Annotated in this window: 7 protein-coding genes; 2 read left to right on the top strand and 5 right to left on the bottom strand. The window is 71.6% G+C overall.

All coding sequences use genetic code 11. The features are described from left to right. Positions 1-13: 13 nt before the first annotated feature. Positions 14-5,047 carry a beta-ketoacyl synthase N-terminal-like domain-containing protein gene (locus tag WMF14_RS11095; RefSeq protein ID WP_437800704.1) on the top strand — a complete coding sequence of 1,678 codons (5,034 nt, stop codon included), beginning with the start codon at positions 14-16 and terminating at the stop codon, positions 5,045-5,047. A gap of 207 nt (positions 5,048-5,254) precedes the next feature. After that, a complete protein-coding gene (locus WMF14_RS11100) occupies positions 5,255-10,246 on the top strand; it encodes an AAA family ATPase (RefSeq protein ID WP_437800706.1) in 4,992 nt (1,663 codons plus the stop codon). A gap of 221 nt (positions 10,247-10,467) precedes the next feature. Here WMF14_RS11100 and WMF14_RS11105 read toward each other — a convergent pair whose 3' ends face one another. The 5 genes from WMF14_RS11105 to WMF14_RS11125 all read right to left on the bottom strand — a co-directional run bounded on the left by WMF14_RS11105 (position 10,468) and on the right by WMF14_RS11125 (position 25,651). Continuing rightward, entirely contained in the window at positions 10,468-11,205 is a 738-nt protein-coding gene (locus WMF14_RS11105) for a hypothetical protein (RefSeq protein ID WP_272101597.1), read from the bottom strand. Between the two features lie 972 nt (positions 11,206-12,177). Further along, positions 12,178-13,680, bottom strand: coding sequence for a reverse transcriptase family protein (locus tag WMF14_RS11110; RefSeq protein ID WP_437800708.1), 1,503 nt, complete (start codon positions 13,678-13,680; stop codon positions 12,178-12,180). Between the two features lie 387 nt (positions 13,681-14,067). Next, positions 14,068-15,948 (bottom strand): SWIM zinc finger family protein, encoded by a 1,881-nt coding sequence (locus WMF14_RS11115; RefSeq protein ID WP_437800710.1) that lies wholly within the window; start codon positions 15,946-15,948, stop codon positions 14,068-14,070. Further along, positions 15,945-22,790, bottom strand: a complete 6,846-nt coding sequence (locus WMF14_RS11120; RefSeq protein ID WP_437800712.1) for a HEAT repeat domain-containing protein — start codon at positions 22,788-22,790, stop codon at positions 15,945-15,947. The genes WMF14_RS11115 and WMF14_RS11120 overlap by 4 nt, the downstream gene beginning before the upstream one ends. Further along, entirely contained in the window at positions 22,787-25,651 is a 2,865-nt protein-coding gene (locus tag WMF14_RS11125; protein ID WP_437800714.1) for a hypothetical protein, read from the bottom strand. The genes WMF14_RS11120 and WMF14_RS11125 overlap by 4 nt, the downstream gene beginning before the upstream one ends. Positions 25,652-25,882 lie beyond the last annotated feature (231 nt).

Raw genomic sequence — 25,882 nt, forward strand, 5'->3', positions numbered from 1 at the left:
TGATCAGAGCCCAATGAATGACGGTATCGCCATCATCGGAATGTCCGGTCGATTCCCCGGCGCGAAAGACGTGGATGAGCTCTGGAGGAACGTGCGGGACGGGGTGGAGTCCATCTCGTTCTTTTCGGACGAGGAGCTCCTCGCGGCGGGGGTCGATGCCGCCTCGCTACGCGATCCGGACTATGTAAAAGCGAAGGGGGTCCTCCCGGACATCGAGCTCTTCGACGCGGCTCTCTTTGGGGTGAGCCCGACGGAGGCGCAGATGATGGACCCGCAGCACCGCCTGTTCCTGGAGCACGCCTTCGAGGCGATGGAGAGCGCGGGCTACTCCGCGGAGAGGTACGGCGGCGCGACGGCCGTCTACGCCGGGGGCGGAGGGAGCAGCACGTACTTCCTCAAGAACATTCATGAGAACGAGGAAATTCGCGGGCGCGTGACGGAATACCAGGTCTTCCTCGCGAACGGCGGCGATTTCCTCGCGACCCGGGTCTCGTACAAACTGGGCCTCCGTGGGCCGAGCGTCGCGGTCCAGACCGCGTGCTCGACGTCCCTGGTCGCCGTCTGCATGGCCTGCCACGGCCTCTTGACCTATCAATGCGATATGGCGCTCGCCGGAGGAGCCGCGGTGAGCGTCCCGCAGCGATCGGGGTATCTCTATCAGGAGGGGATGATCCTGTCCCCCGACGGGCACTGCCGCGCGTTCGACGCCAGAGCGCGCGGCACGGTGGGCGGGAGCGGCGTGGGGGTCGTCGTGTTGAAGCGGCTCTCGGACGCGATCGACGCCGGCGATCACATCCACGCCGTGATCAAGGGTTCGGCCATCAACAACGATGGATCCTCGAAGGTAGGCTACACGGCGCCGAGCGTGGAGGGCCAGGCCGAGGCCATCGCGCAGGCGATCGAGGCCGCGGAGGTCTCCCCGGAGACCATCGGCTACGTGGAGGCGCACGGCACGGGGACGGCCCTCGGGGACCCGATTGAAATTGCGGCGCTCACGAGGGCGTTCCGCGCGGGCACCCAGCGGAAGGGGTTCTGCGCCGTTGGCTCCTTGAAGCCGAACGTCGGCCATTTGGACGCGGCGGCCGGAGTAGCGGGCCTCATCAAAGCGATACAGGCGCTCAAGCACAAGGAGCTCCCGCCGATGCTTCATTTCGAGTCACCGAACCCGGCGATCGACTTCGCGGCCAGCCCGTTCTATGTCAACGCGAAGCTCTCGAGCTGGAGGGCCGGGCCGGCGCCGCGCAGGGCGGGCGTGAGCTCGTTCGGCATGGGCGGCACCAACGCGCACGTCGTCCTCGAGGAGGCCCCTCCCGCGGAGCCGTCGGGCGTGTCCAGGCCCTGGAAGCTGCTCGCGTTATCGGCGATGACGGCCGACGCGCTCGAGAAGATGACGGCGAACCTCGGCGAGCGCCTGAAGCAGGATCCAGCTCTCGATCTGGCCGACGCCGCCTATACGCTCGCGGTGGGCCGGAGGGCGTACGCGCACAGGAGGGTTATTCTGTGCGAGGAGGCGGGCGACGCGGCGCTCTCCCTATCCACGCTGGATCCGGCCCGTGTCTTCTCGTGCCGGGAGGCGGCTTCGGCGCGGCCGGTCGTCTTCATGTTCCCTGGGCAGGGCGCGCAGCACGTGAGCATGGCCGCGGAGCTCTACCGCGACGAGGGCGCGTTCCGCGAGCAGCTCGATCGATGCGCAGACATCCTCGCCCCAGCGCTCGGCCTCGATCTGCGGAGCGTGCTCTATCCCAGCGAAGCGCAGGCGGAGAGCGCGGCGAGGAGGCTCGATCAGACCGCCATCACCCAGCCCGCGCTCGTGGCGATCGAGATCGCCCTGGCCCGGCTCTGGATGAGCTGGGGGGTGCGCCCCCAGGCGATGATCGGCCATAGCATCGGTGAATACGCGGCGGCGTGCGTCGCCGGCGTGCTCACCCTGGAGGACGCCCTGTCGCTCGCCGCCGCGCGAGGACGCATGATGCAGGAGCTGCCCCCTGGCGCCATGATCGCGGTCGCGCTGCCGGAGGCCGAGGCGCTGGCGCTCGCGACGGACGGTGTGTCCCTCGCGGCGTCGAACGGCCCCTCTCTCTCCGTCCTCTCGGGGCCCCTGGGCGCCGTGGCGGAGCTCGAGAGGAGGCTCTCCGAGCGAGGCGTGGGCGCGCGGCGCCTGCGCACCTCCCACGCGTTTCACTCGTCGATGATGGATCCTGTCCTCGCGCCCTTTCTTGAACAGGTGAAGCGGCGGAGGCTCTCGGCGCCCGCGATCCCCTATCTCTCCAGCGTCACGGGCGCGTGGATCACCGCGGGGGAGGCGACGGATCCGGGCTACTGGGCAAGACACCTCCGCCACACGGTGCGCTTCGCCGACGGGCTGTCGCGGCTCTTCAGCGACCCCACGCGGGCGCTGCTCGAGGTGGGTCCGGGCGCCACGTTGAGCAACCTCGCGAGGCGCCATCCAGGCGCGCCCCCGGGGCAGATCGTCCAGAGCTCGCTCAGCTCGTCGAGCGCCTCCACGCAGGGCTCGGCGTGCACCATGGAGGCGCTTGGAGCGCTGTGGGTCCAGGGGGTCCTCGTGGATTGGGAGGGTGTTTACCGCGGCGAGCGGCGCCGTCGAGTGCCATTGCCGACCTATGCTTTCGAGCGGCAGCGCTACTGGTTTGACCCTCCGGCGCAGCGGCGCGGCAGCGGCGCGGCTGCCGCGCCGCTCGCGCGGCCGACGATCGATATGGACGTGGAGGCCACCGCGATCGATCGGCTGGAGGCCTTTCTGGAGCAGGACGCGAAGCCGGAGGCGCTGCCGGCAGGGTTACGAGACCTGGCGCACAGGATATGCGCCAGCCATATCTGCGCCTTCCTCCGCGCAGGCGGCGTCGATACGAGCCGCGGCAGCGAGCACGACGGGCGGGATCTGTTGACCCGGCTCAGGATCACGCCGCAGTATGAGAAATTCTTCGCGTTCTTCGTGAAGACGCTGGCGGACGACGGGATCGTCGGCGTGAACGGCGACACGATCACGTTCCTGGCGAGCGAGCGCGACGTGCCGGCCCCGGCCGCGCTGACGGAGGAGCTCTGCCGTTTGTACCCCGATTTCCGGGGCGATTTCGGGCTCCTTGATTACTGCGTCGGCAGCTACGGGCGCGCCCTGTCGGGCGACATGAATCCCATCGAGGTGCTCCACCCCGATGGGGGCGCCGATCTCCTCGCGCCGATGATCAAGAATGGGCTCCGGTTCTCGCGCGCGCCCATGTACCAGGCTCTGACGAGGGAGGTGCTCGCCCACGTCCTGGAGAGGGCGGGCGGCCGCAGGCTGAAGATCCTCGAGCTAGGAGGCGGCGCCGGGCACCTGACCTGGCCGCTCATCCCCTGCCTGCGGGGGCGCGACATCGAATACACGTTCACTGACATCGGGAACTACTTCGTCGTCAACGCGAGGCGCCGGGCTGTCGAGCTGGGGATCGACTTCATGCGCTTCGGCGTCCTCGACATCTCGGCCGACGCGGCGAAGCAGGGGTACGAGCAGGGCAGCTACGATATCGTGCTGGCGTTCAACGTCGTCCACGCGACGAGGAGGCTCGACGAGTCGGTCGGGCATATCAAGGAGCTGCTCGCGCCCGGCGGTATAGTGCTCCTCCTCGAAGCCTCGCACCTCGAGCGGTGGCATACGATGATATGGGGGCTCGAGGAGGGGCTCTGGTATTTCGCCGATGAGGACATCAGGCCACACTCCCCGATGCTGAACGGGGCGGGGTGGGAAGGCGTCTTTCGGCGGCAGGGCTTCCGGGGCGTCCACGCCTTTCCCAGGAGCGGCGAGAGGAGGAGCGCCTCGGATTATTCGTTGATCGTCGCGCAGAAGCCCGCGGAGGCGGCGCTCGCGGCCGCGCCGGCGGAGGCGCGAGGAGAGACCCCGAGCGGCCGAGACGGCCAGGGCGGCGCGGGGGCCCTCGTCGCTCGGCGCTCGCTGAAGACGGCGTACGTCGCGCCCCGGACCGAGATGGAGCGCACGATCGCCGAGGTCTGGCAGCATACGCTGGGCATCGATCGCGCAGGCGTTCACGATAACTTCTTCGAGCTCGGCGGCGACTCGCTCATCGCGGTCCAGCTCATCTCGAAGCTGCGCCAATCTCTCCAGAAGCCGCTCGACCAACACAGCTTGCTGAAGTCGCCCACCATTGCGTCGCTCTCCGCGTCGCTCGAGGACGCGAGCACGTCGCCCGGGCCGACCCTCCACGCAGCGCGCGAGCTCCCCAAGAACCTCGTCGAGCTCCGGCGCGGCGGCACGAAGCCCCCGCTCTTCCTCGTGCACCCCGCCGGCGGGCACGTCTATATCTATCGTGAGCTGGCTCAGCTCCTCCCGCCGGATCAGCCTGTCTACGCCGTTCAGGCGTCCGGCCTCGACGGGGCGTCGGTCCCCCTCTTCAGCGTGGAGGAGATGGCGGCGCGCTATGTCGACGCGGTCCGCGCGCTCGACCCCGAGGGGCCGTATTATCTGGGTGGCTCGTCGTTCGGCGGCATCGTGGCGTTCGAAATGGCCCAGGTGCTCCGCGGCCTGGGCCGCGATGTGGCGCTCCTCGCTCTCCTCGACGCGGGCGGGCCGGGCCACTTGCCATCCCCGGATATGGAGGAGGATGAGGTGGCCATCCTATCCTACTTCCTTGGCGCAGGTGCGAAGCTCACGGTCTCGCCGGACGACCTGAGGCGGCTCGATCCGGACGAGCGCATGCGTTACTTCCTCGAGCATGGCCGTCAGGCTGTCCGATTGCCGTCGGACTTCGGCGTCGACGAGCTTCGACCGTTCTTGGACCTCTTCAAGATGAACGTGAAGGCGCTGAGGGCCTACGCTCCGAGGCCGTATCCTGGGCGCATCACCTTTTTCCGTGCTCGCGAGCGCGACTCCGTGACCCCCAACACCCCGGAGCTCGCGTGGATCGATCTCACCTCCGGGGGGGTCGACATCCACGATGCGGAAGGAAACCACATCACCATGCATTTCGCGCCGCACGTCGCACCCCTCGCCGAGCGTCTCACGGCGTGCCTCGATCAGGCATCCCAGATGTGATGATGCCGGCGATGTTCACCGTGGAAGCCTGTTGGCTCCCCGGTCGGGGAGCCGAGGACGCCGACGATCCACCTCCGGCGCACAAAATCGTCACTGCTGCGAACCTCTGTTGACAGTGGCGTCGTGTTGCGCCTACTAGTCGATGTCGAACTCTAGCCGTGATCTGCGGATGCACAGTCGACTGTCGTTCTGTGCCGGTGAGGACAAGTGGACTCGAAGCAATTCATCACTACCGGTATTCAGCTTGCATCCGCGCTCGCAGAGCTCCACGAGAGAAACATCATTCACCAGAACATCCGCCCGCAGAACCTCGTCGGAGGCGGCGAGGGCGGAGCGGTGAAGCTGCGGGAGCCGACGTTTGGCGCGAGCCGCAAGGGTCTTCGAAGCCGAAGCGACGAGCTCAGCGTCTCTGCCGAGATGTTCCCGTACATGGCGCCCGAGCAGACGGGGCGCATGAACCGGCCGGTCGACCACCGCGCGGACCTCTACTCCCTCGGCGTCACCTTCTACGAGATGCTGTCCGGCGAGCTTCCGTTGGTCGCCATGGACGTCCTCGAGTGGGTTCATTGCCACGTCGCCAGGGCTCCGCGCCCCCTCACCGAGGCGGCCCCGGGCGTGCCGCCGGTGATCGCCGCCATCGTGATGAAGCTCCTGGCCAAGGAGGCGGACGATCGCTACCAGAGCGCGCGGGGGCTCGCGCTCGATCTCGAGCACTGTCTGGCCGAGCTCGAGGCCAAGGCGACCATCGAGCCCTTTCGCCTCGGGGCGAAGGATGTGTGGGACGAGCTGCGCTTCCCGGCGAAGCTGTATGGCAGAGAGGCGGACTGTGCGCGACTCCTGGCGGCCTTCGAGCGAGTGGTCGCGGACGGCGTGGCCGCGCTCGCGCTCGTCTCCGGGTACTCGGGGATCGGGAAATCGTCGCTGGTTCACGAGGTTCACCGGCCTATCGTCCGCGAGCGGGGCTTCTTCCTCCAGGGCAAATTCGACCAGTACAAGCGGGACGTCCCCTATTTCACGATCAGCCAGGCGTTCCGGGAGCTGACCCGTCAGATTCTGAGCGCGAACGAGGCGCAGCTCGGCGCGTGGAAGCGGCAGCTCCTCGATGCGCTCGGCGCGAATGCAAAGCTGATCGTCGATATCATCCCGCAGGTGGAGCTCCTCATCGGCAAGCAGCCCGACGTCGCGCCGCTGCCGAGCACGGAGGCGCAGAACCGCTTCCATGCAGTGTTCCGGAGCTTCATCGGCGTCTTCGCCCAGCGCGAGCACCCGCTGGCGCTCTTCCTCGATGATCTTCAATGGGCGGACTTCGCGAGCCTCAAGCTCCTCGAGCACGTCATCACTCACCCTGAGACGCGGCATCTCCTTGTTATCGTCGCGTACCGCGATAACGAGGTCGGCCCGTCGCATGCCCTGACGACGACGGTGGACGCGATCCGGAGCGCGAAGGCACGCGTCACCGAGTTCTCGCTCGGACCCCTGTCGCTCGCGAGCTTGACCGAGCTTGTCGCCGACACCTTCCGCTGTTCTCCTGCCCGCGCCGCGCAGCTCGCGGAGCTCCTGAACCGGAAGACTGCAGGCAATCCGTTCTTCGCGACCCAGTTTCTGGGCGAGCTCTACCGCGAGGGGCTCGTCGGCTTCCGGGGCCCGGTGGTCGGGTGGATCTGGGATGTCGACGCGATCAGCGCGAAGAACTACACGGAGAACGTCGTCGAGCTCCTCGTGGGCAAGCTCTTGCGCCTGCCCGAGCAGACGCAGGCCTCGATGAAGCTCGCGGCGTGCATCGGCAACGAGCTCAGCGACGACGTCCTCGCGATGATCTGCGGCAAGTCGCTGGAGGAGACGCGCGCCGACCTCGAGCCCGCCGTCAGCGAAGGGTTCCTGCTGAGCAGGCGGGACGGCTACAAGTTCCTGCATGACCGCGTTCAACAGGCCGCTTATACGCTCATCCCCGAGGAGACGCGCGGCGAGGTGCACCTCAAGATCGGGCGGCTGCTCCTCGAGAGGGCAAAGAAGGAGGAGCTCGCGGAGAAGATCTTCGATATTGTCAACCAGATAAACCTCGGCGCCTCGCTCATCGGCGGCGTCGAGGAGAAGACCCGCTTCGCTGAGCTCAATCTGATGGCGGGAAAGAGGGCCAAGGCGTCCTCGGCGTACCGCTCGGCAGTGAATTACCTGTCCGCCGCGTCCTCGCTCCTCTCGGAGGAGAGCTGGGACACCCACTACGCGCTCACGCGCGAGCTCCACACGGAGCTCGCGGAGTGCTTGTTCCTGAGCGGCAACCTGGACGATGCGGAGCGGGAGTGCGCAAACGTCGATCGTGCCCGGACCAAGCTCGACAAGGCGACCTTCTATCGGCTTCGAATGCAGATCTGCCTCGCGCGGGGGGAGAACGACAAAGGCATCGCCCTCTGTATCGAGTGTGTGGGGCTCTTTGGCGTCGAGCTCCGCACGAAGCCTGAGAAGGAGGTGGTGCTCGCAGAGCTTCAGAAGGTGCGCGACCTCGTCAAGGGCCGCCGTATCGAGGATCTGCTCGATCTGCCCGTGATGACGGATCCGGAGATGGCCTCCACGATGAGCACGCTGGCGTGGATCTACCCTTCGGCGTTCTACGTCGATCCGAGCTTCACGGATCTCGTGGTGGGCACGATGGTGAGGCTCAGCGTGCTGCACGGCAACGCTCCGGCGTCGACCATGGGGTACGCGTCGTTCGGGGCGGCGCTCTGCGCAAAGTTCGCCGCGTACCAGGAGGGCTACGAGTTCGGCAAGCTCGCGTGCGACCTCACGGAGAGGCACGGGTTCATCGCGTTCAAGCCGGAGGTCTTCCAGACGCACGCCTGTCTGATCTGCATCTGGACCCAGCACGTGCGTATGCAGGTCGAATACGCTCATATTGGCTTCGTGACGGGCCGCGAGCTCGGGAACTCGGCGTACGCCTGCTTCAACCTCCTGCAATACGTCTTTGGAATGCTCGTCCGCGGAGACTCGCTGGAGTCCGTGCACGCCGCGGCCGTGAGCAGCGCCGACTTCATCATCAACGCGAAGATGACCTTCGCGGCCGACGTCATGATAAGCGTCCAGCGCTTGACGCTGGCCATGCGCGGGCTGACGGACCGCCTCGGGACGTTCAGCGGCGGCGATTTCGTCGAGGCAGATTATGAGAAGCACCTCGCCACCGAGAACATCCCGCTCGTCCATTTCTTCTACCAGGTGAACAAGCTCCAGGCGCGGTTCATCGCGGGCGAATACGAGGAGGCGGAGGCCGCGGGCGAGGCGGCGAAGGGGCTCCTCTGGACGGCCACCGCGGAGACCATCCTGGTCCACGAGTATTATTACTATGCTGCCCTCTGCGCGGCGGCCCTCTACAAACACGCCACGATCGAGAAGCAGAAGGAGCTCCGCGAGCGCCTCGCCGCGAGCGAGGCGAGGCTGCGTGTGTGGGCCGAGAGCTGCCCCGCGAACTTCCTCGGCACGCACGCCCTGGTCTCCGCGGAGATCGCGCGTATCGAGGGCAGAGACGGAGACGCGGCGAAGCTCTATGACAAGTCCATCCGCGCCTTCCGCGAGGGCGGCTTTGCGCAGAACGAAGGCGTGAGCTCCGAGCTCGCGGCGCGGTACTATATCGACCGAGAATTCGATCTTCTCCCGTCCATGTACCTCGCGGGGGCCGAGGCCTGCTTCACGCGCTGGGGCGCCCAAGGCAAGGTGCTTCAGCTCGGCCGGATGTACGCCCCGCATTTCGCGCATAAGGACGCGCCGATCTCCCCGGCGGCCCATGGCAGCGCGGACACGAGCTCGGAGCAGCTCGACACGCTCGCGGCGGTGAAGGTATCCCAGGCGCTCTCGAGCGAAATGGGGCCCGACAAGCTCCTGGCGACGCTCATGCGCATCGTCATCGAGCACGCAGGCGCGCAGAAGGCGTGCCTGTTCACGCCCGAGGGAGAGGGCTTCGCGCTCGTGGCAGAGGCCCGAGTGGATCATCGTGAGACCAACGTCCGGGTGGTCGGGCGCGAGGAGGACGCGAGCGTCAGCGTGTCCGATTTCCCGGCGTCGGTGCTCAACTACGTGAAGCGCAGCCGGGAGAAGGTCACCCTGGACGACGCAGCGAAGGACAGCGCGTTCTCGTCCGATGAGTACATCGTCCGCGCGAGGCCGCGCTCGCTGCTCTGCATGCCGATCTTCCGGCGGGGCGCGCTGGCCGGCCTCCTCTACCTGGAGAACAGGCTCGCCGCGGGGGTGTTCACGCCTCGACGGCTCGTGTTGCTCGAGTTCATGGCGTCGGTGTCGATCGAGAACGCGACGCTACACGCGGAGTTCGCCCAGGAGAACGCAGATCGAAAGCTGGCCCAGGCGACGCTGCGGCAAAGCGAGGATCGCCTTCGGAGGCTGGTCGAGACGGCGAGCGTCATCCCCTGGGAGGCCGATCGCACGGCCGCACGGTTCACCTACGTCGGCCCGCAGGTCGTGAAGATGTTCGGGTACCCACAGGACACGTGGTATGACGCCGGCTTCCTGGGCGAGCACGTACATCCGGAGGATCGCGAGCGGGTCCTTCCCCGCTTCCTCCAGACGGACGCGGTCGGCGCTGACGACGATTTCGAGTTTCGCTTGCGAGCGGCGGACGGGCGGGTCGTATGGCTGCACAACGTCGTGAGCTCGACGGCAGGCGAGGATGGCAAGATGGCGCTCGGCGGCTTCCTCTTCGACGTCACGGACCGCAAAGAGACCGAGGCGACGCTGGCGGAGAAGCTGGCCATCATCCAGGACCAGCAGGCCGCCATTCAGCAACTGTCGACGCCTATCATCGAGGTATGGGAGGGCGTGCTGTCGATGCCTGTATTCGGCTCGATCGACACGCAGCGCGCCGAGCAGATGATGGATGTCCTCCTCAACGCCGTCGTCCGCACGTCCTGCCGCTATGTCATCATCGATCTGACCGGCGTCGATAAGGTCGACGCGAGCACGGCCGACCATCTCATCAGGCTCATCCGCGCGGTGCAGCTCGTCGGATCGAAGGGCATCTTGGTGGGGATCCGGCCCGAGGTGGCGCGCACCGTCGTGTCCATCGGCGTCGATCTATCGTCGTTCATCACGCTGGGGAACCTGCGTGAGGGGCTGCTCTTCTGCATGAGGCATCACGGGCTCGCGGTCGGGCGGATCCCGTCCGCGTCCTCTGCTGGGCAGCACTCGAATCGAGGGTGACCTCGCGGCGACACGAAGAGACACATCGGACATCGACGTTACCTCGTAGAGCGTCGTCCGCTCGCGGGGAGCACGCGCGGTCACGGGGATCCAGCCGGCGGTCGCGCACACGATGACCTCGCTCGGCATCGATCTTTCGAGCATGGTCACGATGCGCACCCCGAAGGACGCGATCCGCCTCTTCTCGACGACCGGCCCAGCCCGCTAGCTCGGCGGACGCGTCACATCGGCTCTTGAAGGTCCTTGTAGCTCGGCAGCGCGCCGAAGTTGAACCCGATGCCGAAGTTGTAGACGACCCCGGGCCCCTCGAGGCTCTTCATCATCGTGAGCTCCGGGTGGATAGCGAAGCTCTCGGAGGTCCGGAACTGGAACCCGAGGCTGCCTCGGAGGAGGAGGCCATCCGCGGTCGAGGCGGCCTCGTTGTCGTCCGTGATATCACCCGAGGCGAGGCCGTAGGTGACGCCGGGGGTCACCACGATCGAGAACCAGTCCGTGGGGTTCACGCCGAGCATCACCGGCGCGTGAAGGTAGACGATGTGTACCGATGCGTCGTTGGACGAGAGGTAGAAGTACTGCACCCCCGGATCGACGGCGAGATCGAAGACGCCGCGAACCGGGTTCACCTTGAGATCGACGCCGAACGAGCTGAGGTTATGGACGTGGGCCCCGAGGTCGAGGATGTCCGTTAAACCGGCTCGGAGCTGATACGAGGGCAGCGTCGGCAGGAACCCGCTGATCGTCCTCGTCCTCGGCTCCGCCTGTCCGGTGTCCGGATTCTCCACGAGCTCGGCGGTCTCGCCGATGTAGCCGAAGCTTTCGAGCGACACCGAATGCGCGATCTTGCCGGGCGCCACGGTCCGCGGGGTTCCGTAGGAGTTCGGGTTGGGGCAGCCCGAGAGCAGGGCGCCGAAGAGCAGGACGGCCGGAAGCGCAAGGAGACGAGCAGATGGCTTTCGCATAGCCGACCATCCTATCCATTCCACACTTGCAATGTCCAGGCGCCTTGCGGAGAGAGCAGCATTACAGCGGCATGGCCTCACGCGTGGTTCACGCAAGCCAGGGGCCGCCCGCTCGACGCTGTCGGCGAGTGCCCTCGTGCAGCGTGGGAGCGCTGTTGTCTCGTCGCGCAACGGCCGTGATGGGCCGATTCGCCACTCCCTTGTCGGGATGGGCCATGGCGCATATACGCCGGCGGCATCCCGCTCCTTCCTCCGTCCAGCGTCGAGACAGGGCTCGCGCTTTTTGCCCGACGGACGGATTGAAAACTCCTGGATAGGGCAGAATTTTGACTGCCAAGAACGCCGAGATCTTGTCATCTTCTTGGCGTCCTTGGCGCGCTTGGCGGTTTGTTTCTCTGAGGATCGATGTGATCGGCGCCTCAGCCGTCGCTCACCCGATAGTGCGCGACGCCGAGGCGGCCGGCCGCAACGTCGATGCCGGGTGCTTTACCACCACGACGGCGTGACCCTGCGGTACCTCGAAGCTGGCAGAGGCAGGCCCCTGGTCATGATCCCGGGATGGTCACGGACGGCGATCGTGGTGGCGCAGCAAGTCGAGGCATTCTCGCGTCACCACCACGCCGTCGCGCTGGAGTTGCGAGGGCACGGAGGCTCGGACAACCCGTGGTACGGCTACCGGGCAGGGGCCTCACCGAGCAGGCGGGCAGGCATGTCAGACATGGGCGGGGGCCTCGCCGAGCAGGCGGGCAGGCATGTCGGACATGGGCGGGGGCCTCGCCGAGCAGGCGGGCAGGCATGTCGGACATGGGCGGGGGCCTCGCCGAGCAGGCGGGCAGGCATGTCGGACATGGGCGGGGGCCTCGCCGAGCAGGCGGACAGGCATGTCGGACATGGGCGGGCCTTGCTGCCGGCCGCACGGAGACGTGGATCACCGATCGGACGGCTACACCTCGAGCGACCAGAGCCCTCGCGCTACGTGAGCGCGGGGCGGGCGTCGTGGGGGCCCGCCTCGCCGGCAGGCGCCGGCTGGCTGCGCTCCAGCGCCTCGATGCGCCCGAGGAACGCGCGCCCTTTGACAGGATCCGTCATGTACACGAACGCCGCGAGCCCCTTGAGCTGCGCGAGCGTCTCGCCCTTGCCTGGCTTCCCGAGCTCCCGGTTGCGGATCGCCGCGCGCAGCGCGCGCACCCGCTCGCGCGGGACGCGCGCCGCCGGCGCCGCGTCGCCCGCCTGGTTGACGACGAGGCCTGTCACCTTCTGCCGGCTGCCCTTGCGCATCACGACGGTCTTGCTCGGATGCAGCCGGAAGCCCTCCGAGCTCAGGATCTCCCGGAGCCCGCGGAGCAGCGCGCCCACCGGCGCGCGCGGCCGCGCGACGCCGGCGAGGGCGGGCGCCTCGGGCGCGCGGAAGGAGAACGTGAGATCGTCGGCATACCGCGTGTAACGAAGCCCCAGCTTGCGCGCGAGGCCGGACGCGCGCCGATCGAGCCGCAGGCAGATCGCGTTCGTGATCGCCGGGGAGGTGGGCGCGCCCTGCGGGAGCACGCGCGGGCCCGTGGCCACATAGAGCGTCTGCCCTCGGAACTGCACGACGTCCCGCGGCGCCTCGGTCGAGAGGAGCGCCACGAGCGTCGCGGGACCCTCGGCCACGCCCGCCTTGCGGAGCAGGCCGCGCACGCGCCGCCACGTGATCGTCGGGAAGAAGTCCTTGATATCCACCTTGACGATCGTGTCGGCGCCGGCGTGCGCGGCGGCGTTCGTGACGATGGATCGGCTCGCCAGGAAGCCGTGCGCCGCGGCGTGGACCGGCAGCTTCTCGAACAGGTTGCGGAGCGCCCAGCGCTGCGCGCGCTTGAGATCCCGCTTGGGCGACGAGATGGTGCGCGCGCTGCCGTCGCGCTTCGGGATGTGCCACCGCCGGTAATGGGTGCCCGTGTCGACCTCGCGGTGATACGCGAGCCAGCGGAGCCGCGGGATCGACAGCCCCAGCGCGGTCGCGAGCTCGGCCGCGCCCGGCAGGTCGGGGAGGCCGTGCGCCCGCGCGCGCTCGCTCAGCCCAGGCACGTCGAGCCTGTCCGGCCCGACGCGGTCGCTCCAGTGCACGCCCGCGCCGAGGTGGTTGACGTGCGTGGCGACGTAGGCCTCCCAGGCCAGGCGGCGCAGCGAGCGGCGCTCCCTGGCCTCGACCTTCTTGCGCTCCTTCCACTGCGCGCGCTCCCGGTCGGACATCGCCTTGGGATCGCCGGTCGCGACGGCGCCCTTCGCCGCGAGCTCCGCGCTCACCCACGCGTCGATCCCGCCCGCCTCGTCGATCGCCTTCCAGCGGGCGACGCGCTCCTCGTGGGCGAGCCGGCGCGCTTCCACGCCGCCGGCGGCTTGAAAGCGCGCCGCCGCGCCGCCGGGGGCAGGCGGCGTCGTGATGGGGAGAACGACGGGGGCTCGGGCTTGAACGGTCGCGTCGATCTTCGCGGTCATGTCTCTACGGGAGCGTGGTGGTGAGTCACGATGGGAGCGATTCGGTCCCGAGGACGCCGGACCGTCGATCGCTGTCTCATGTCGCCAAGAGAGGCTCCAAGCGCATCACCTTCATCGCTTGGTGCACGGTAGCCTCACCGGTTCTCCGGCTAGACGAGCCCTACGGCGTCGGGAGAAACGGCGTTTGCGAGGTTGTCTCAGCTCTCCCGACGCCGTAGGGCTCGTCTAGCCGAAGAGAACCAAGAACAGGCTACCTTGCGGAGAGTGACTGGCGGTTCCTCCAGAGCGGCGCGACGCCGCTCCTACGCTCGAGGCGTGGAGGCTGGTGCGTTCAGAACCTCTCCTGGCAACACGAACAGTCTCTTTTTCTTGCCCTCCTTCCCATTCTCATGCTGACGACGCATCGGCGTCCACGAACCCAGAGGACGTCAACGCATCCAGTCTCTTGAAATACGCGTCGCGCGCTTCGCCGTCCGTGTCAAACCAAATGCGCTGGTGTCGAGGCGCTTCGGCGCGCGCCCCCCACGACAGGTGTACTACGCGCTCGTCCAGGGAGACACGGTAGACGACCTCCGCGCCCGAGGCCTCGCGGCGCACGTACGTGCGCGTCTCCGCGCGGATGAGCGACCGCCCCTCGGCCGTCTGGCGCAAGGCGTCCCGCTCGGCGCGCTCGCGGGCGTAGGCGACGCGGAGCGCGATCATGTGCTCGCACGGACCTTCGCGGAGGCCGCTCCGGCGGAACGTGGGGCAGCTGCACCACGCGTCGGAGACGCGGCCCTCGAGATCCATCGTGAACCGCGGCGCGAAGTCGCGGTGCGCCTCCCGGTCCGCGACCTCCCCGTGGATCTCGGTGCCCTCGCCGGCGATCTCGTGCACCTTGGTCGGCCTCACCGCGCCGGGCGCGCCGAGCAGGCGGTGGGCCGCGGCCTCGCGGGGCGAGCTGTAGCGGATGTCGCGCTCGTCCACCGGATCGGCGAACAGCTCGCGCGGGCGGTAGACGCGGCGCGCGACGTCGTAGAGCACCCGGCCGCGCAGGCACTCGAGCTGGAGCGCCGCGCGGGCGTCCTCGGCGCCTCCGCCGGCCGCGAGCGAGGCGAGCGGGAGCGGCCCCCGCTCGCGGAGGAGCGCGAGCTGCCTGCCCGCGAGCGCGTCGAGCGCCGCGCGCGCCTTGTCGCCGCCTTTCCCCTCGCGAGGCATCAGGGCGTCGAACGAGGCGGCGCTGGCCCAGCTGCTGTCGGTCCAGCCCGTGAGCGCGATCGTCAGCGTCGCGCGGCCCAGATCGAGCACCCAGAAGACAGGCAGCCCGGGGCCCCGGAGCTCGGCGCGCACGCGCTGCACGTGCGGCAGGAGCCGCGACAGCGCGAGCAGCCGCTGCCGGCCGAAGGTCCGGACCACGCGCGGCGGACCCTCGTACGGAGGGCCGTGGCCCTCGATCAAGATCTCCCAGGGCTCCAGGATGAGGCGCGGCGGCTTGCCGGGGACGAGCTCGAAGCGCAGGCCGCGGGGCGGCTTCTTCGCCTTGCGGGTGCGGAGCACGAACAGCGCGTTGTAGAGATCGATCGGCGCGAGCTCGCAGGAGACGGCGGGGAGCGTCGCCGCCGACTGCACCTGCAGGAAGCCGCGGAGCCAGGTCGTCGGGACCTCCAGCGAGCGCTCAATCGGCCCTGCTGTGGCGTCTCCGCGCGCCGCGCCCGCGTCGAGCTCCACCTTCGCGTAGGCGCGGAGGCGATCGATCTGCTCGACGATGCGCGGCGAGAGATCGACGAAGGCGGTGCCGTGGGCCGCCTCGCGGCCCTCGAAGAGGTCGCTGGAGAAGGCGAGCCGGGCGTAGGCGCTCTCGTCGCGCGAGAAGACCTCGATCGAGACCTCGTCCGGGTGCACCGTGAGCACGGGATCGAGCGCGCCGGAGGCCCTCGGCTTCGCGGCGGAGCCGTCGCCCTGGCCCGCCGCGTCGTCGGGGAAGGCGCCCTCCAGGAACGCCTTCTGGGCCTCCCAGATGGCCGCCGTCGCCTTCTTGCCCTGCTTCATCAGGTAGGCGAGGTACGCGGTCCGATCCCGGCCCTTGTACCGGAGATCGCTCTCCAGGATGGTCGCCAGCGCGGCCATCGCGTCGCGGAAGAGCGCCGCGTCGCGGACGGTGCCGCGCACGCCGACCGGGCCGCGGGCGCCGTCGAGCGAGAGGCGCACGCTCGAGTGGAGCGGGGAGGCGGCGAGCTCGCTCGGCGCGGCGTACCGGAGGAGGATCGGGCGGGCGAGTGCGGCCGTCATGCGTTGACTCCTTCGGGGGTCTCGGGCTCTCTGGAGGAGCGCGCGGACGCGAGCCGCGCCGCGCGAGGATCCGCTGCCTTGCGCTTCGCGCGGCGGTACGCTCGGTACGCGGCCTTGCGGACGGCGACGTCGGCCTTCTCCTTGGCCTTCTCCTTGCCGAACGCGAGCGCGGCCAGCGCCTCGAGCGCGCGCTCGCCGCCGGCGCGGCCGAGCGCCGCGATCGCGTCGAGGCGCGCGGAGGCGTCGCCGCCGCTGCCCTGCGCGAGCGAGATCAGCGGGGCGAGCGCGGCGACGTCGCGGCGCGCGAGCATCGCCGGCAGCGCGAGGCGCCGGCCCGGCTCGGTCGCGGCGAGCGCCGCGAGCGCCTCGGGCGAGGCGACGCGCGCGGTCGGTCCGAAGGCGACAGGGTCGAACGGCTTCACCGCCGCAGCGATCGCGGCCGAGCCGTCCGGCGCGAGCGCGGCGAGCGCAGCGGACGCCGAGGCCCGGACGCCGGCGTCCATGTCCTTGAGGGCCGCCGTGAGCGCCTCCACGGCGCCCGCGGGCGGCGCGGCCCCTGCGGACCTCGCGGCCGACTCGAGCGCGCCGAGGGCGCGCGCGGCCTCGCGGCGGACCTCGCCGGGAGCGCCGTCGTTCGAGAGGAGCGCGCGCAGCGCGGGCGCCATAGCAGTCGCGCCGGCGCGCCCCGCGGCCCAGAGGAGCTCGCGCCACGCCGCGGCCTCGGCGCTGCGCTCGTCGCCGTGCGCGGACGACCAGCGCTCCGCGGTGCGCTGCGCCGCAGCGGCGAGCGCGCCCGCGAGGGCCCCGCGATCGCCGGCCACGGTGCCGGCGGCGATGAGCCGCGCGGCCTCCTGCCGCGCCGGGGCGCGCTCGTCCTCGAGCATGCGCAGGAGGGCGGCCACCGGCAGCGCGCCGCGGCGGAGCAGGCCCATGGCGAGGCGCTGCCGCAGGTTCCCGTCCTTGAGCGCCGCGAGCCGGGGCAAGAGCTCGGCCGGGTCGGCCTCCGCGGCGAGGTAGCTCGCCGCCGGGCCGGCGATGTCGTCGTGCTGGCTCCCGACCGCGAGGAGCTCGACGCGCGTCCGCTCGCCAGGGAAGAGCTTCTCCAGCGCCTTGCGCGCGTTCTTGCGGACCTCGCTGTTCCGCGCGTCGAGCGCGCGGGCGAGCGCGGGCTCGGCCGCGCCGTCGCCGAGCAGGCCGAGCTCGTTCACCGCGACGACGCGGAGCCTGTCGGGCGTGTCGCCGGCGCGCACCAGCTCCTCGAGCAGCACCCGGGCGCGCTCGCCGCCGAGCCAGCGCACGCCCTTCGCCGCCGACTCGCGGAGATCGACGGAGTCCGCGTTGAGCGCCTGCTCGACGCGCTCCGAGGCGCGCTTGCGGAGCTCGGCGCTCCCCAGCTTCGGGGCGATGCGGCCGAGCGCCTCCGTGGCGGCGGCCTGCATGCTCGGCTCGATGGGCGCTTCTTTTGTGCCGCCGGCGGCCACCACCTCGAGCTCCTCCAGCGCGCGGGCGTCGCCGAGCGTGCCGAGCGCGAGCAGCGCGCGCTCGCGCTCCCCGGGCTCGCCCGCGCGCACGACGAGGAGGAGCGGCCGGAGCGCTGACGCGAGGCCCCGCTCGGCCACCCCCTCCGCGGCGGGCAGCACGAGCTCGCGCGCGCCGGCGCGCAGCACGGCCTCGAGCGGCCCCGAGGGCGCGCCCTTGTCCTTGACGCGCTTCGCGTACGACGTCACGGCCGCGACGCGCGTGGGGAGATCGCGATCCGCGAAGAGCGCGACAAGGAGGTCGTTCTGCGCGGCGTCGTCGCCGAGATCGAGCTCGCGCGCCGCGGCGAGGCGGAGCGCCGGGTCCTTCGCGCGCGTGGCGGCGGCGAGGAACGCGAGCGCGAGCGCCGTCTCGCGCTTCTCGCGCTCGCGCCCCTTGTCGACGATCTCGAGGCACGCCTTGAGCGCGGCGCTCCGGACCTCGGCCGCCTCGTCGTCGAAGCGCGCCGCGAGCGGGCCGGTGGCCGCGGGGTTCCGCGTGCTCCCGAGCGCGCCCGCCAGCGCGGCGCGATCCGCCGGCGTGGCGGCCTCATCCATGCGCGCCGCGAGCGCCTGCACCGCCGCGTCGCTCGCGAGCGCGACGAGCGCCTTGCGCGCGCGCGCCGAAGGCGCGGTCGCGCTCTCGCGCAGGAACGCCGAGAGCACGTCGACCGCGCGATCGTCGCGGCTGCGGGCGAGGAGCTCCGCGGCGCGCAGGCGCAGGTCGTCGTGATCGCTCTCCATCGCGCGGCACAGGGCGGGCACGATGCGAGGATCGCTCGACGACGCGAGGCGCTCGAGCACGCCGAGGCGCAGGTCGGCGTGCTCGCTGCCGAGCGCCGCGAGGAGCGGATCGAGGCTGCCCTTCGGAGAGAGCCGCTCCAGGAGCTCGAAGGCGTAGCGGCGCACGTCGGGCAGCGCGGAGCTCAGCGCGCGCACGATCTCGGGGCGGGCGTCGCCGCCCCGCGCGGCGATCTCGTCGAGCGCGGTCCGCGCCACGTCGGCCGACGCCGACGCGAGCCCGAGCGCGAGCGGCTCGCCCGCCCCCGCAGGGAAGAGCGCCTTGAGCCCGGCGAACGCCGCCTTGCGCACGAGGTGGTGCGGGTCGTCGAGCGCCCGGACGAGCGGCGGGACCGCCGCCGTGCTGCTGACGTGCCCCTTGGCGCAGACGTCGACGATGCGGTCGATGGCGTCGCGGCGCGTGCGGTGCGCCTCGTCGTCGCCCGCCGAGACCTGCCGGAGGAGGCCCATGTACGCGCCGAACGCGAGCCAGCGCAGCCGCCGCTGCTCGCCCTCCGGGACCGCGTCGCCGGCCGGCTTGTCGCCCTGCTTCTGGCCGCTCTGCCCGGTCGGCTCGGGCTGCGCGAAGAGGCGGCGGAGCCACCCCTTCGCGGGCTTCGTGTCGCTCTCCTCCGCGGCGCGCGGGGTCGTGTCCGCCACGACGTGGGCGCCCGCGGGGCGCAGCGCGGCCACGCGCTTCGCCTCGCGGAAGTAGTCGACCGGCTTGCGCCGGATGCGGAGCACCTGCGCGGCTGCGTAGCGCTGCTGCGGGTCGTCGCTGGCGAGCGCCTCGGCGAGGCCGACGAGGATGCGCCCGCGCGCGACCTCGGGCGGCCAGTCCTTCATGCCGGCGGGCTTCTCTCCGTCGGCCGCGCGGCCCTGCTCCGCCGTGTCGGGGCGCGCGGGCATCAGCGCCTCGATGAGGTGGGCGAGGTACGCCTCCGGATCGGTGCGGAGCTCCAGCGCGCGCGCCGCGGCGAAGCGCACGTCGGAGCGCTGCGACGAGAGCGCGCTCGTCAGGAGGTCCGGCGGGTCGCCGCGGCGGAACGCCCTGAGGTCGCGCGCGAGCACGATCGCGAAGACGATCTCCTGCACCTCGCGCGAGCTGTCCTCGAGGCCCTGCAGCATGCCGCCGTAGCCCTCGGGTCCGAGCGCCGCGAACGACATGATCGTCGCGACGCGGATGGGCGGGTGCTCGTGGCGCAGCGTGCCCGTGAGCACCGGCAGCGCCCGCACGTCGCCGAGCCGCGCGAGCCCGTCGGCGGCCCACGACCGCACCGCGACGTCGGCGTGGCCCATGGCGTCGAGCAGGTAGCCCTCCTCGCCGCGGCGGGCGGCCATCGCGAGCCCGCGCGCGGCCTGCTCGCGCACGTCGGGGTACTCGTCCTTGAGGAGCTCGGTGGCGAAGTACTTGACGAGGCGCGGCGAGCCGAGCGTCGCCAGCGCGGTCGCGGCGCGGGCGCGCAGCGGGCCGAGGACCTGGATCGGCAGCTGCTTGAAGAGGGATTGATCGGCGAGGAGCGCCCGCATCGGGTTGATCAGCTGCTCGTCGCGCCGGACGGCGCAGAGCTCGGCCGCGCGCACCCGGAGGTCGAGGTGGCTCGACTGGAGGCCGATGTGGAGCGGCCCCGCCTCGCCTGGCAGCAGCTTGTCGAGCGCCTCGATCGCGGCGATGCGCGGCCCCGTGTGCTCGTCCTCGAGCAGCTTGCTCAGGGCGCTGCGCGCGGCCTCGCCCACCGGCACGCGCGTGGCGAGCAGCCGGAGCAGGGCGTTGCGCGCGTCGTCGCCCGCCGGCATGTGCGCGGCCCCGCGCGCGCCGCTCTCACGGACCGAGGGGTGGATCGACGCCATGGCGGCGAGGTGCGGCTCCGCGGCCTCCTTGCCGCGCAGCTTGACGACGGCGTCGTACGCGGCCTGGGCCACGCTCGCGTCGCGGTCGCCGATGGCCGCGTGCAGCCGCTCCGCGGCCCACGGCTGCTCGCCGTGCGCCTTGAGCTCCTCGACGGCGCGCAGGCGCAGGTCGGGGAAGCGCGCGAGCTGCGCGCGGTCGAGCGCCGTCTGCGGATCCGAGGTGTGCCACGACCAGAGCGTCCGGAACGCCTCGCGGCGGACCTTGGGCGACTCGTCCTCGATCGCGTCGGCGAGCAGCGCCTCGGCCTCGGGCGGCCTCGGCCCCTTGCCCTCGCCGGCGAGCGCCACGAGCCGGTCGAGCCCGCGGACGCGGATGTCCTCCTGCGACGAGCGCAGCGACGCCTCGGCCACGACGAGCGGGGCCGACGACTCCAGCCGCGCGTAGGCATCGAGCGCCGCGGCGCGCACCGCGCCGTCCGCGTCGTCGAGCATCCAGATGAGCCGCTTCTCGGCGCGGGTGTCCCGGAGCTCGGCGAGCGCGGTCGCCGCCTGCCTTCGCAGCGACGGGTCCTGCTCGCGCGTGAGCTGCAGCAGCGCGCCGAGGGCGCGCGTGTCGCCGAGCTGCGCGAGGCCGCGCGCGCCACGCACCGCCGTGTCCGGCGTGCGGCAGGCCATCGCGGTGAGCAGCGGCTCGAGGTCGGCCTCGGCGGGCTCGGCCCCCGGGCTCCCCACGCCGGGGATCCGGGCGCGCGCCGCCTTGATGGCCGCCTCGTCCGCGGCCTTCGCCCCATCCTTCGCGTTCGCCGCGGGCTTCTCCGCGCCGCCCGCGCCGGCGCGCCGCAGGACCTCGGCCGCGCGCCGCGCGATGTCGATCGCCGCGCGGCCGAGATCCTCGTCGCGCGCCTCGAGCGCGTGGGCGAGCGCCCGACGCTCGATCACCTTCGCCGCGAACGCGATGCGGCGCACCTCGGCGTCCTCGTCGTCGAGCGCGCGCGCCGCGATCGGCGCGAACTCCGGCGCCGAGAGCCAGCCGGCGAGCGCGGCCCGGATGAGCGCCTCGACCCGGAGGTCGGCCGGGCCGCGCTCGAAGGCGGCGCGGAGCGGCTGCGGGCCGTCCGGGTGGATCTTCTGGAGCTGGTCGAGCGCCGTGAGCCGCACCGACGCGTCGCGGCCAGCGAGCTTCTCGGCGATGAGCCCCGGGATGAGCGGCGAGCTGCCGTAGAGCCTCCCGAGCTCGAGGAGCGCCCGGCGCTGGACGTCCGCGGCGCGGGCGCCGAGCGCTGCCCGGAGCGGGGCGAGCGGCGTGTCGCGCTCGATCGCGCGGAGCGCCTCGAGCGCGGCCATGCGGACGTTCGGGCTCTCGTCGTCGAGCGCCTCGCGCAGCTTCGCGCGCGCGCCGCGGCGCCCTCTCTCCCCGAGCTCGCGGGCGGCGAGCGCGCGCACCTCCGCGTCGCGGTCCGATCGGAGCACGGGGAGCGCGGCCTCGAGCGCCTCGGGCTCGTCGAGCGAGGCGAGCGTCTTGACGGCGCTCTCGCGGGCCGGTCGCGCGCCCGAGAGCGCCTGGGCGAGGACATCGAAGCCGTGCGCGAGCTCTGCGGTGCCGTCCGCGGGCGCGCCGGCGGCGTCGATCGGGAAGCGCCATACCGTGCGCCGGTCCCCTGCGGCGAAGACGGCGCCGAGCCCGTCCTTCGCGTCCGCCCCGCCGCGGGCGGCCTGCCCGCGCGCGCCTTTGCGCGCGGCGGCGGCCGGCGCGAGCGCGAGCGCGTGGAGCGGCAGCGCGCTCGTCTCCAGCGTGCGCGGCTTGCGCTTGTCCTCGAGCCGGTGGATGCGGATCGCGCCGTCCGCGCCTGCGGACAGCAGGCGGTCGCCGCTCTCCTTGCCGTCTTCCTGCGGAGGCGGGGTGGGCAGGCACAGGAGCGCGCGGACGCCGCCCGCGTGGCCGCTCCCGTCCGCGCCGCGCACCTCGCACTCGACGTCGCCGACGAGGTACCAGAGGCGCACGGTGCCGTCGTCGCCGCCCGAGGCCAGCCGCCCGTCGCGCGGCGTGAACGCGAGCGCCGTGACCGGTCCGTCGTGGCCGGGCATGTTGCGGACGGCGCCCGTCGACAGCGTGACCACGCGGACGACGCCGTCGTCGCCTGCCGCGGCGCAGAGCTCCCCGGCAGGATCGAAGGCGACGGCGCGGAGCGGCGCCGCCGAGAGCGCGAACGACGAGATCTCGACCGCGGCGCCGGGCTGCGGGGCAGGGGATCCGGCGCCCTCGCCGACACGGAACACCCGCAGCGCGCCGTCGACCCCCACGGTCGCGAGGCGCGCGCCGCCGGGCGCCGCGGCGATCGCCGTGGCGCCGCCCGGGTGCGCGTCGATCGCCCGCCCGTCGGCCCCGCCGCCCGTGAGGAGGCGCAGCGCACCGTCGGAGCACGCCGCCGCGAGCAGGTCGCCCGCGAACGCGAGGCCCAGCACGTGCGCGGGCACGTCGATCGAGCGAACCGGCTTGTTCGCCACGTGATCGAACAGCGTCACCTGGCTCGCGCCGGCGGGGGATCGCGTGGTCTGCGTCTCGCGCGTCTCGCGCGTCTCGCGCGTCCCGCCCGCATCGCTCGGCGCCGGCGCGCGCACGCCGCCGACCGCGAGGAGCCGTGGGCCGATCGCGAGCGCGCGGACCTTCTCGTAATGGCCGATCGCGTGGCTCATGCGCTCTCCTGTCCGACGCTGGGGAGCGCCCGGCCATCGCCGGCCGCTTGTCCGACGCTCGGGAGCGCCCGGCTATCGCCGGCCGCTTCGAGGCCTTCGATCTCGAGCCCCGGGTGCGCGTGCTTGAGCCGCAGGAGCGCCGCCAGGCAGGCCTGCCACTCGCCCTTCGCGATCGACCCGGTGAACTCCGCGATGACGGGGGCGACGAGCGCCGCGAACGCCGCGTCCTCGACCGCGAGATCGCGCACGACCTCGATCACGTGCCGCTTGGCCTCGCTCGCCGAGAGGCGCCTGCGCGAGCCCGCGTCGTCGCCCGGCTCCGGCGACCTCCCTGCGGGGATCCCGGACAGCACGTACCGCAGGAAGCGCCGGAGCGCCTCGACGTCCGCGAACCGCCCCGCGTCCTCGGGCAGCTCCGCCGCGGGGCGGGCGTCGTCTCCCCGCGCCCCGCGCGGCCGCCAGCCCGGCGGCAGATCGCGCGGCCGGTGCTTCTCCCAGAGCATCCGCACGGCGAAGAGGCGCACCTCGCGGTCGGCGCTCTGCATCAGCCAGCCGAGGCGCTCGGGGCCGCCGAGCCGCGCGTAGTGCTTCAGGATGAGCGAGAGGCCGAGCTCGCGCGCGCTCTTCTTCAGGCTCTCCGTGAGCGCGAAGACCTGCGCCGGATCGAGCTCCTCCGGCGTGAGCGCGATCGCCGGATCGGCCGACGGATCGCCGACCTTGCGGAGCGCGTCGAAGGCGATGTTGCGCACCTCCTTCGCGTCGCTGTGCGCGAGCTCGTAGACGCGGGTCTGGTAGCCCCACGCCCGGAGCTCGGCGCGCGTGATGAGCGCCGCGAAGCGCCGGACGTCGTCCCGCTTGTCGGAGAGCGCGGGCCAGATCCGCTCGGCGGTGAACGCGCCTCGCTTGAGCGCCGGCTTCAGCTCGAGCTCCTTGGCCTCGCTCTGCTCGGGCCCGAGGACGGGGTGGTGGCAGCGCAGGTACGTCTGCGCGAACGCGCGCATCGGCTCGGGCTCCTTCTCGCCGAGCGCGAGCGCGAACAGCCTCGCGGTGCCCGCCTCGCGGTCGCCGCGGCCGCTCGCGTCCTGCCCCGCGTCGAAGTCCTGCGGCTTCATGTGCGACAGGAGGTAGCGGCGCGCGAAGCCGTTCAGCGTCGGATCGGCGCGCCGCGCGAGCGCGAGCAGCCAGGGCAGCGTGAGCTGCCGCGGCGACACGATCTTCGGGTTGCCGAGCACCTCCAGCGCGACCGCGCGCGTCTCGGCGCTGAAGACGAGCCCCTTCAGGCGCTCGACGCCCTCGGCGGTCAGATCGGGCAGCGCGTCGGCCTTCTGGAGCCAGGTCGCGACCGTGGACCCGATGCGCTTGCGCGTGAGCGCGCCGAGCAGCCACGGCGTCCCGATCGCCGCGATCGGGTACTTGCCGAGCGCGTCGAGCGCGGACCTCGTCGCCTGGTGGTCGTCCTCGTGGCGCGGGTCGTCGAGCACGCGCACCCAGAAGCCCGCCCCGGGCTCGCCGGGCCGGTACTTGGCCTTGAAGTACGCGGCGGCCCACTTCTTCTGCTCGGACTCGCCGTAGAGCATGTCGATGAGGAAGCCCTCGGGCAGCTCGGCGCGGTCGAAGCTCTCGCTCAGCGCCTTGCCGGCCCACGCCTCGGTCTCGCTGTGCGTGAGCAGCCGCCCCAGGAACGCGTGGCCGAGCGCGCGCGGGCTCTTGCCCTGCAGCGCCGACGCCGCGAAGGCGCGCGTGTCCTTGTGCTCGGAGCCGAGCAGCGTGGCGAGGCGCTCCGGGTCGAGGTCCGTCGCGTGCGCGCGGGCGTACTCGATCGCGAACGTGCGCGCCTTCGCGCTCGGCGAGCCGAGCAGCGCGAGCGCCGCGTCGTGCAGCCCGAGGCCCCGCAGCTTGCTCTGGTGGAGCTCCGGCGAGCCGAGCAGCGTCTCGATCAGGAACTCGTGCGCGCTCGCCAGCGGCCGGTACGCGAGGCGGGCCAGCCACGCGGGCGTGACGCTCCGCAGGGTGTCGGCGAAGTCCTTCTTGAGCCCCTGGATCGCGAACTTGGCCGGCGGATCGGCCTGGCAGGTCGAGAGCAGGAGCATCAGCGGATCGGGCGATCGCTTCCACGCCTCGTCGAAGGCGCGGTGCTTCACCATGTCGTTCGGCGGGACGTTGCCGTGGAACGAGCGCCCGTCGTACTTGCCCGTGCCGTGCGCCCAGACGTGGTTCGCGACCCAGAGGTCGCCGAAGCTCGTGCCCGGCGCGTAGTGGCGGAGGACCTCGACCGCGAACTGCGGGTAGAGCTCCGGCGTGCTCCGGCCGAGCTCGCGCAGGAAGCGCCACGCGCGGCGGCGCATGTAGATCAACGTCCCCTTGGAGACCTCGCGCCGCCGGGCGCGGGAGAGCTCGACGTCGAAGCGGAAGGCGAGCGCGCCGAAGAGCTCCGCGTCGAGCCGCGCCTCGGCCAGCTTGTAGATGCGCTTGAGCCCGCCCCACGCGCCGAAGACCAGCGGCGCGCTCGTGGCGATGTCGCGCAGCGCGCCGCGCCCTGCGTCCGTGCCCTCCTCGTAGATGCGCACGAGCAGGTCCGCGAGCTCGAGCCGCGGCGGCGGCGCGGCGTCGACCTGGGCGAGGAAGCGCTTCCATGCGTCGGTCGACTGCTCTCGCCGCTGCTCGGGGGAGCGCATGCCCTGCGCGCGCGAGAGCGCCTGCAGGAACGCCGTGAAGGTGAGCGCCCCCTCGCGCGGCGGCACGTCCGGTTTGGGATCCGGCTGGCCGAGGTACGCCTCGACGACCTCGGCCAGGGTGGGCGAGCCGCTCGTGGCGAGCTGCTTGACGTTCGCGATGTCGATCGGGTTCGGTGAGCTCGTCAAGGCGCCCTCCCCTTGCGGGATGGCCTGGGAGAATCGCGAGCCCCGTGGTGCAGGTCAAGCCAGAGTCGATCTGACGTTGACGGAAGCGTCATCGCCTCCGCGTGGTGTGCGCCTGTGGGTGGGGCGTGTTCGCGGATGCCGGGGTGCCCCGCGGGGGCCCGGAGCCGCCCGGCGCATCGCCTCGAGGCGCGCCAGGCGCGCAGCTCAGGCCGCGGAGCTCACGCCGCGCGC

Origin of the sequence: Sorangium sp. So ce693 (genome assembly GCF_051521375.1) — a bacterium.
Lineage (GTDB): Bacteria > Myxococcota_A > Polyangia > Polyangiales > Polyangiaceae > Sorangium > Sorangium atrum.

What these genes read in the sequence shown, in the direction of transcription:
- WMF14_RS11095 (WP_437800704.1), top strand. Translation starts at nt 14, where the DNA reads ATGAATGACGGTATCGCCATCATCGGAATGTCCGGTCGATTCCCCGGC.
- WMF14_RS11110 (WP_437800708.1), bottom strand. Translation starts at nt 13,680, where the DNA reads ATGACCGCGAAGATCGACGCGACCGTTCAAGCCCGAGCCCCCGTCGTT.
- WMF14_RS11115 (WP_437800710.1), bottom strand. Translation starts at nt 15,948, where the DNA reads ATGACGGCCGCACTCGCCCGCCCGATCCTCCTCCGGTACGCCGCGCCG.
- WMF14_RS11120 (WP_437800712.1), bottom strand. Translation starts at nt 22,790, where the DNA reads ATGAGCCACGCGATCGGCCATTACGAGAAGGTCCGCGCGCTCGCGATC.
- WMF14_RS11105 (WP_272101597.1), bottom strand. Translation starts at nt 11,205, where the DNA reads ATGCGAAAGCCATCTGCTCGTCTCCTTGCGCTTCCGGCCGTCCTGCTC.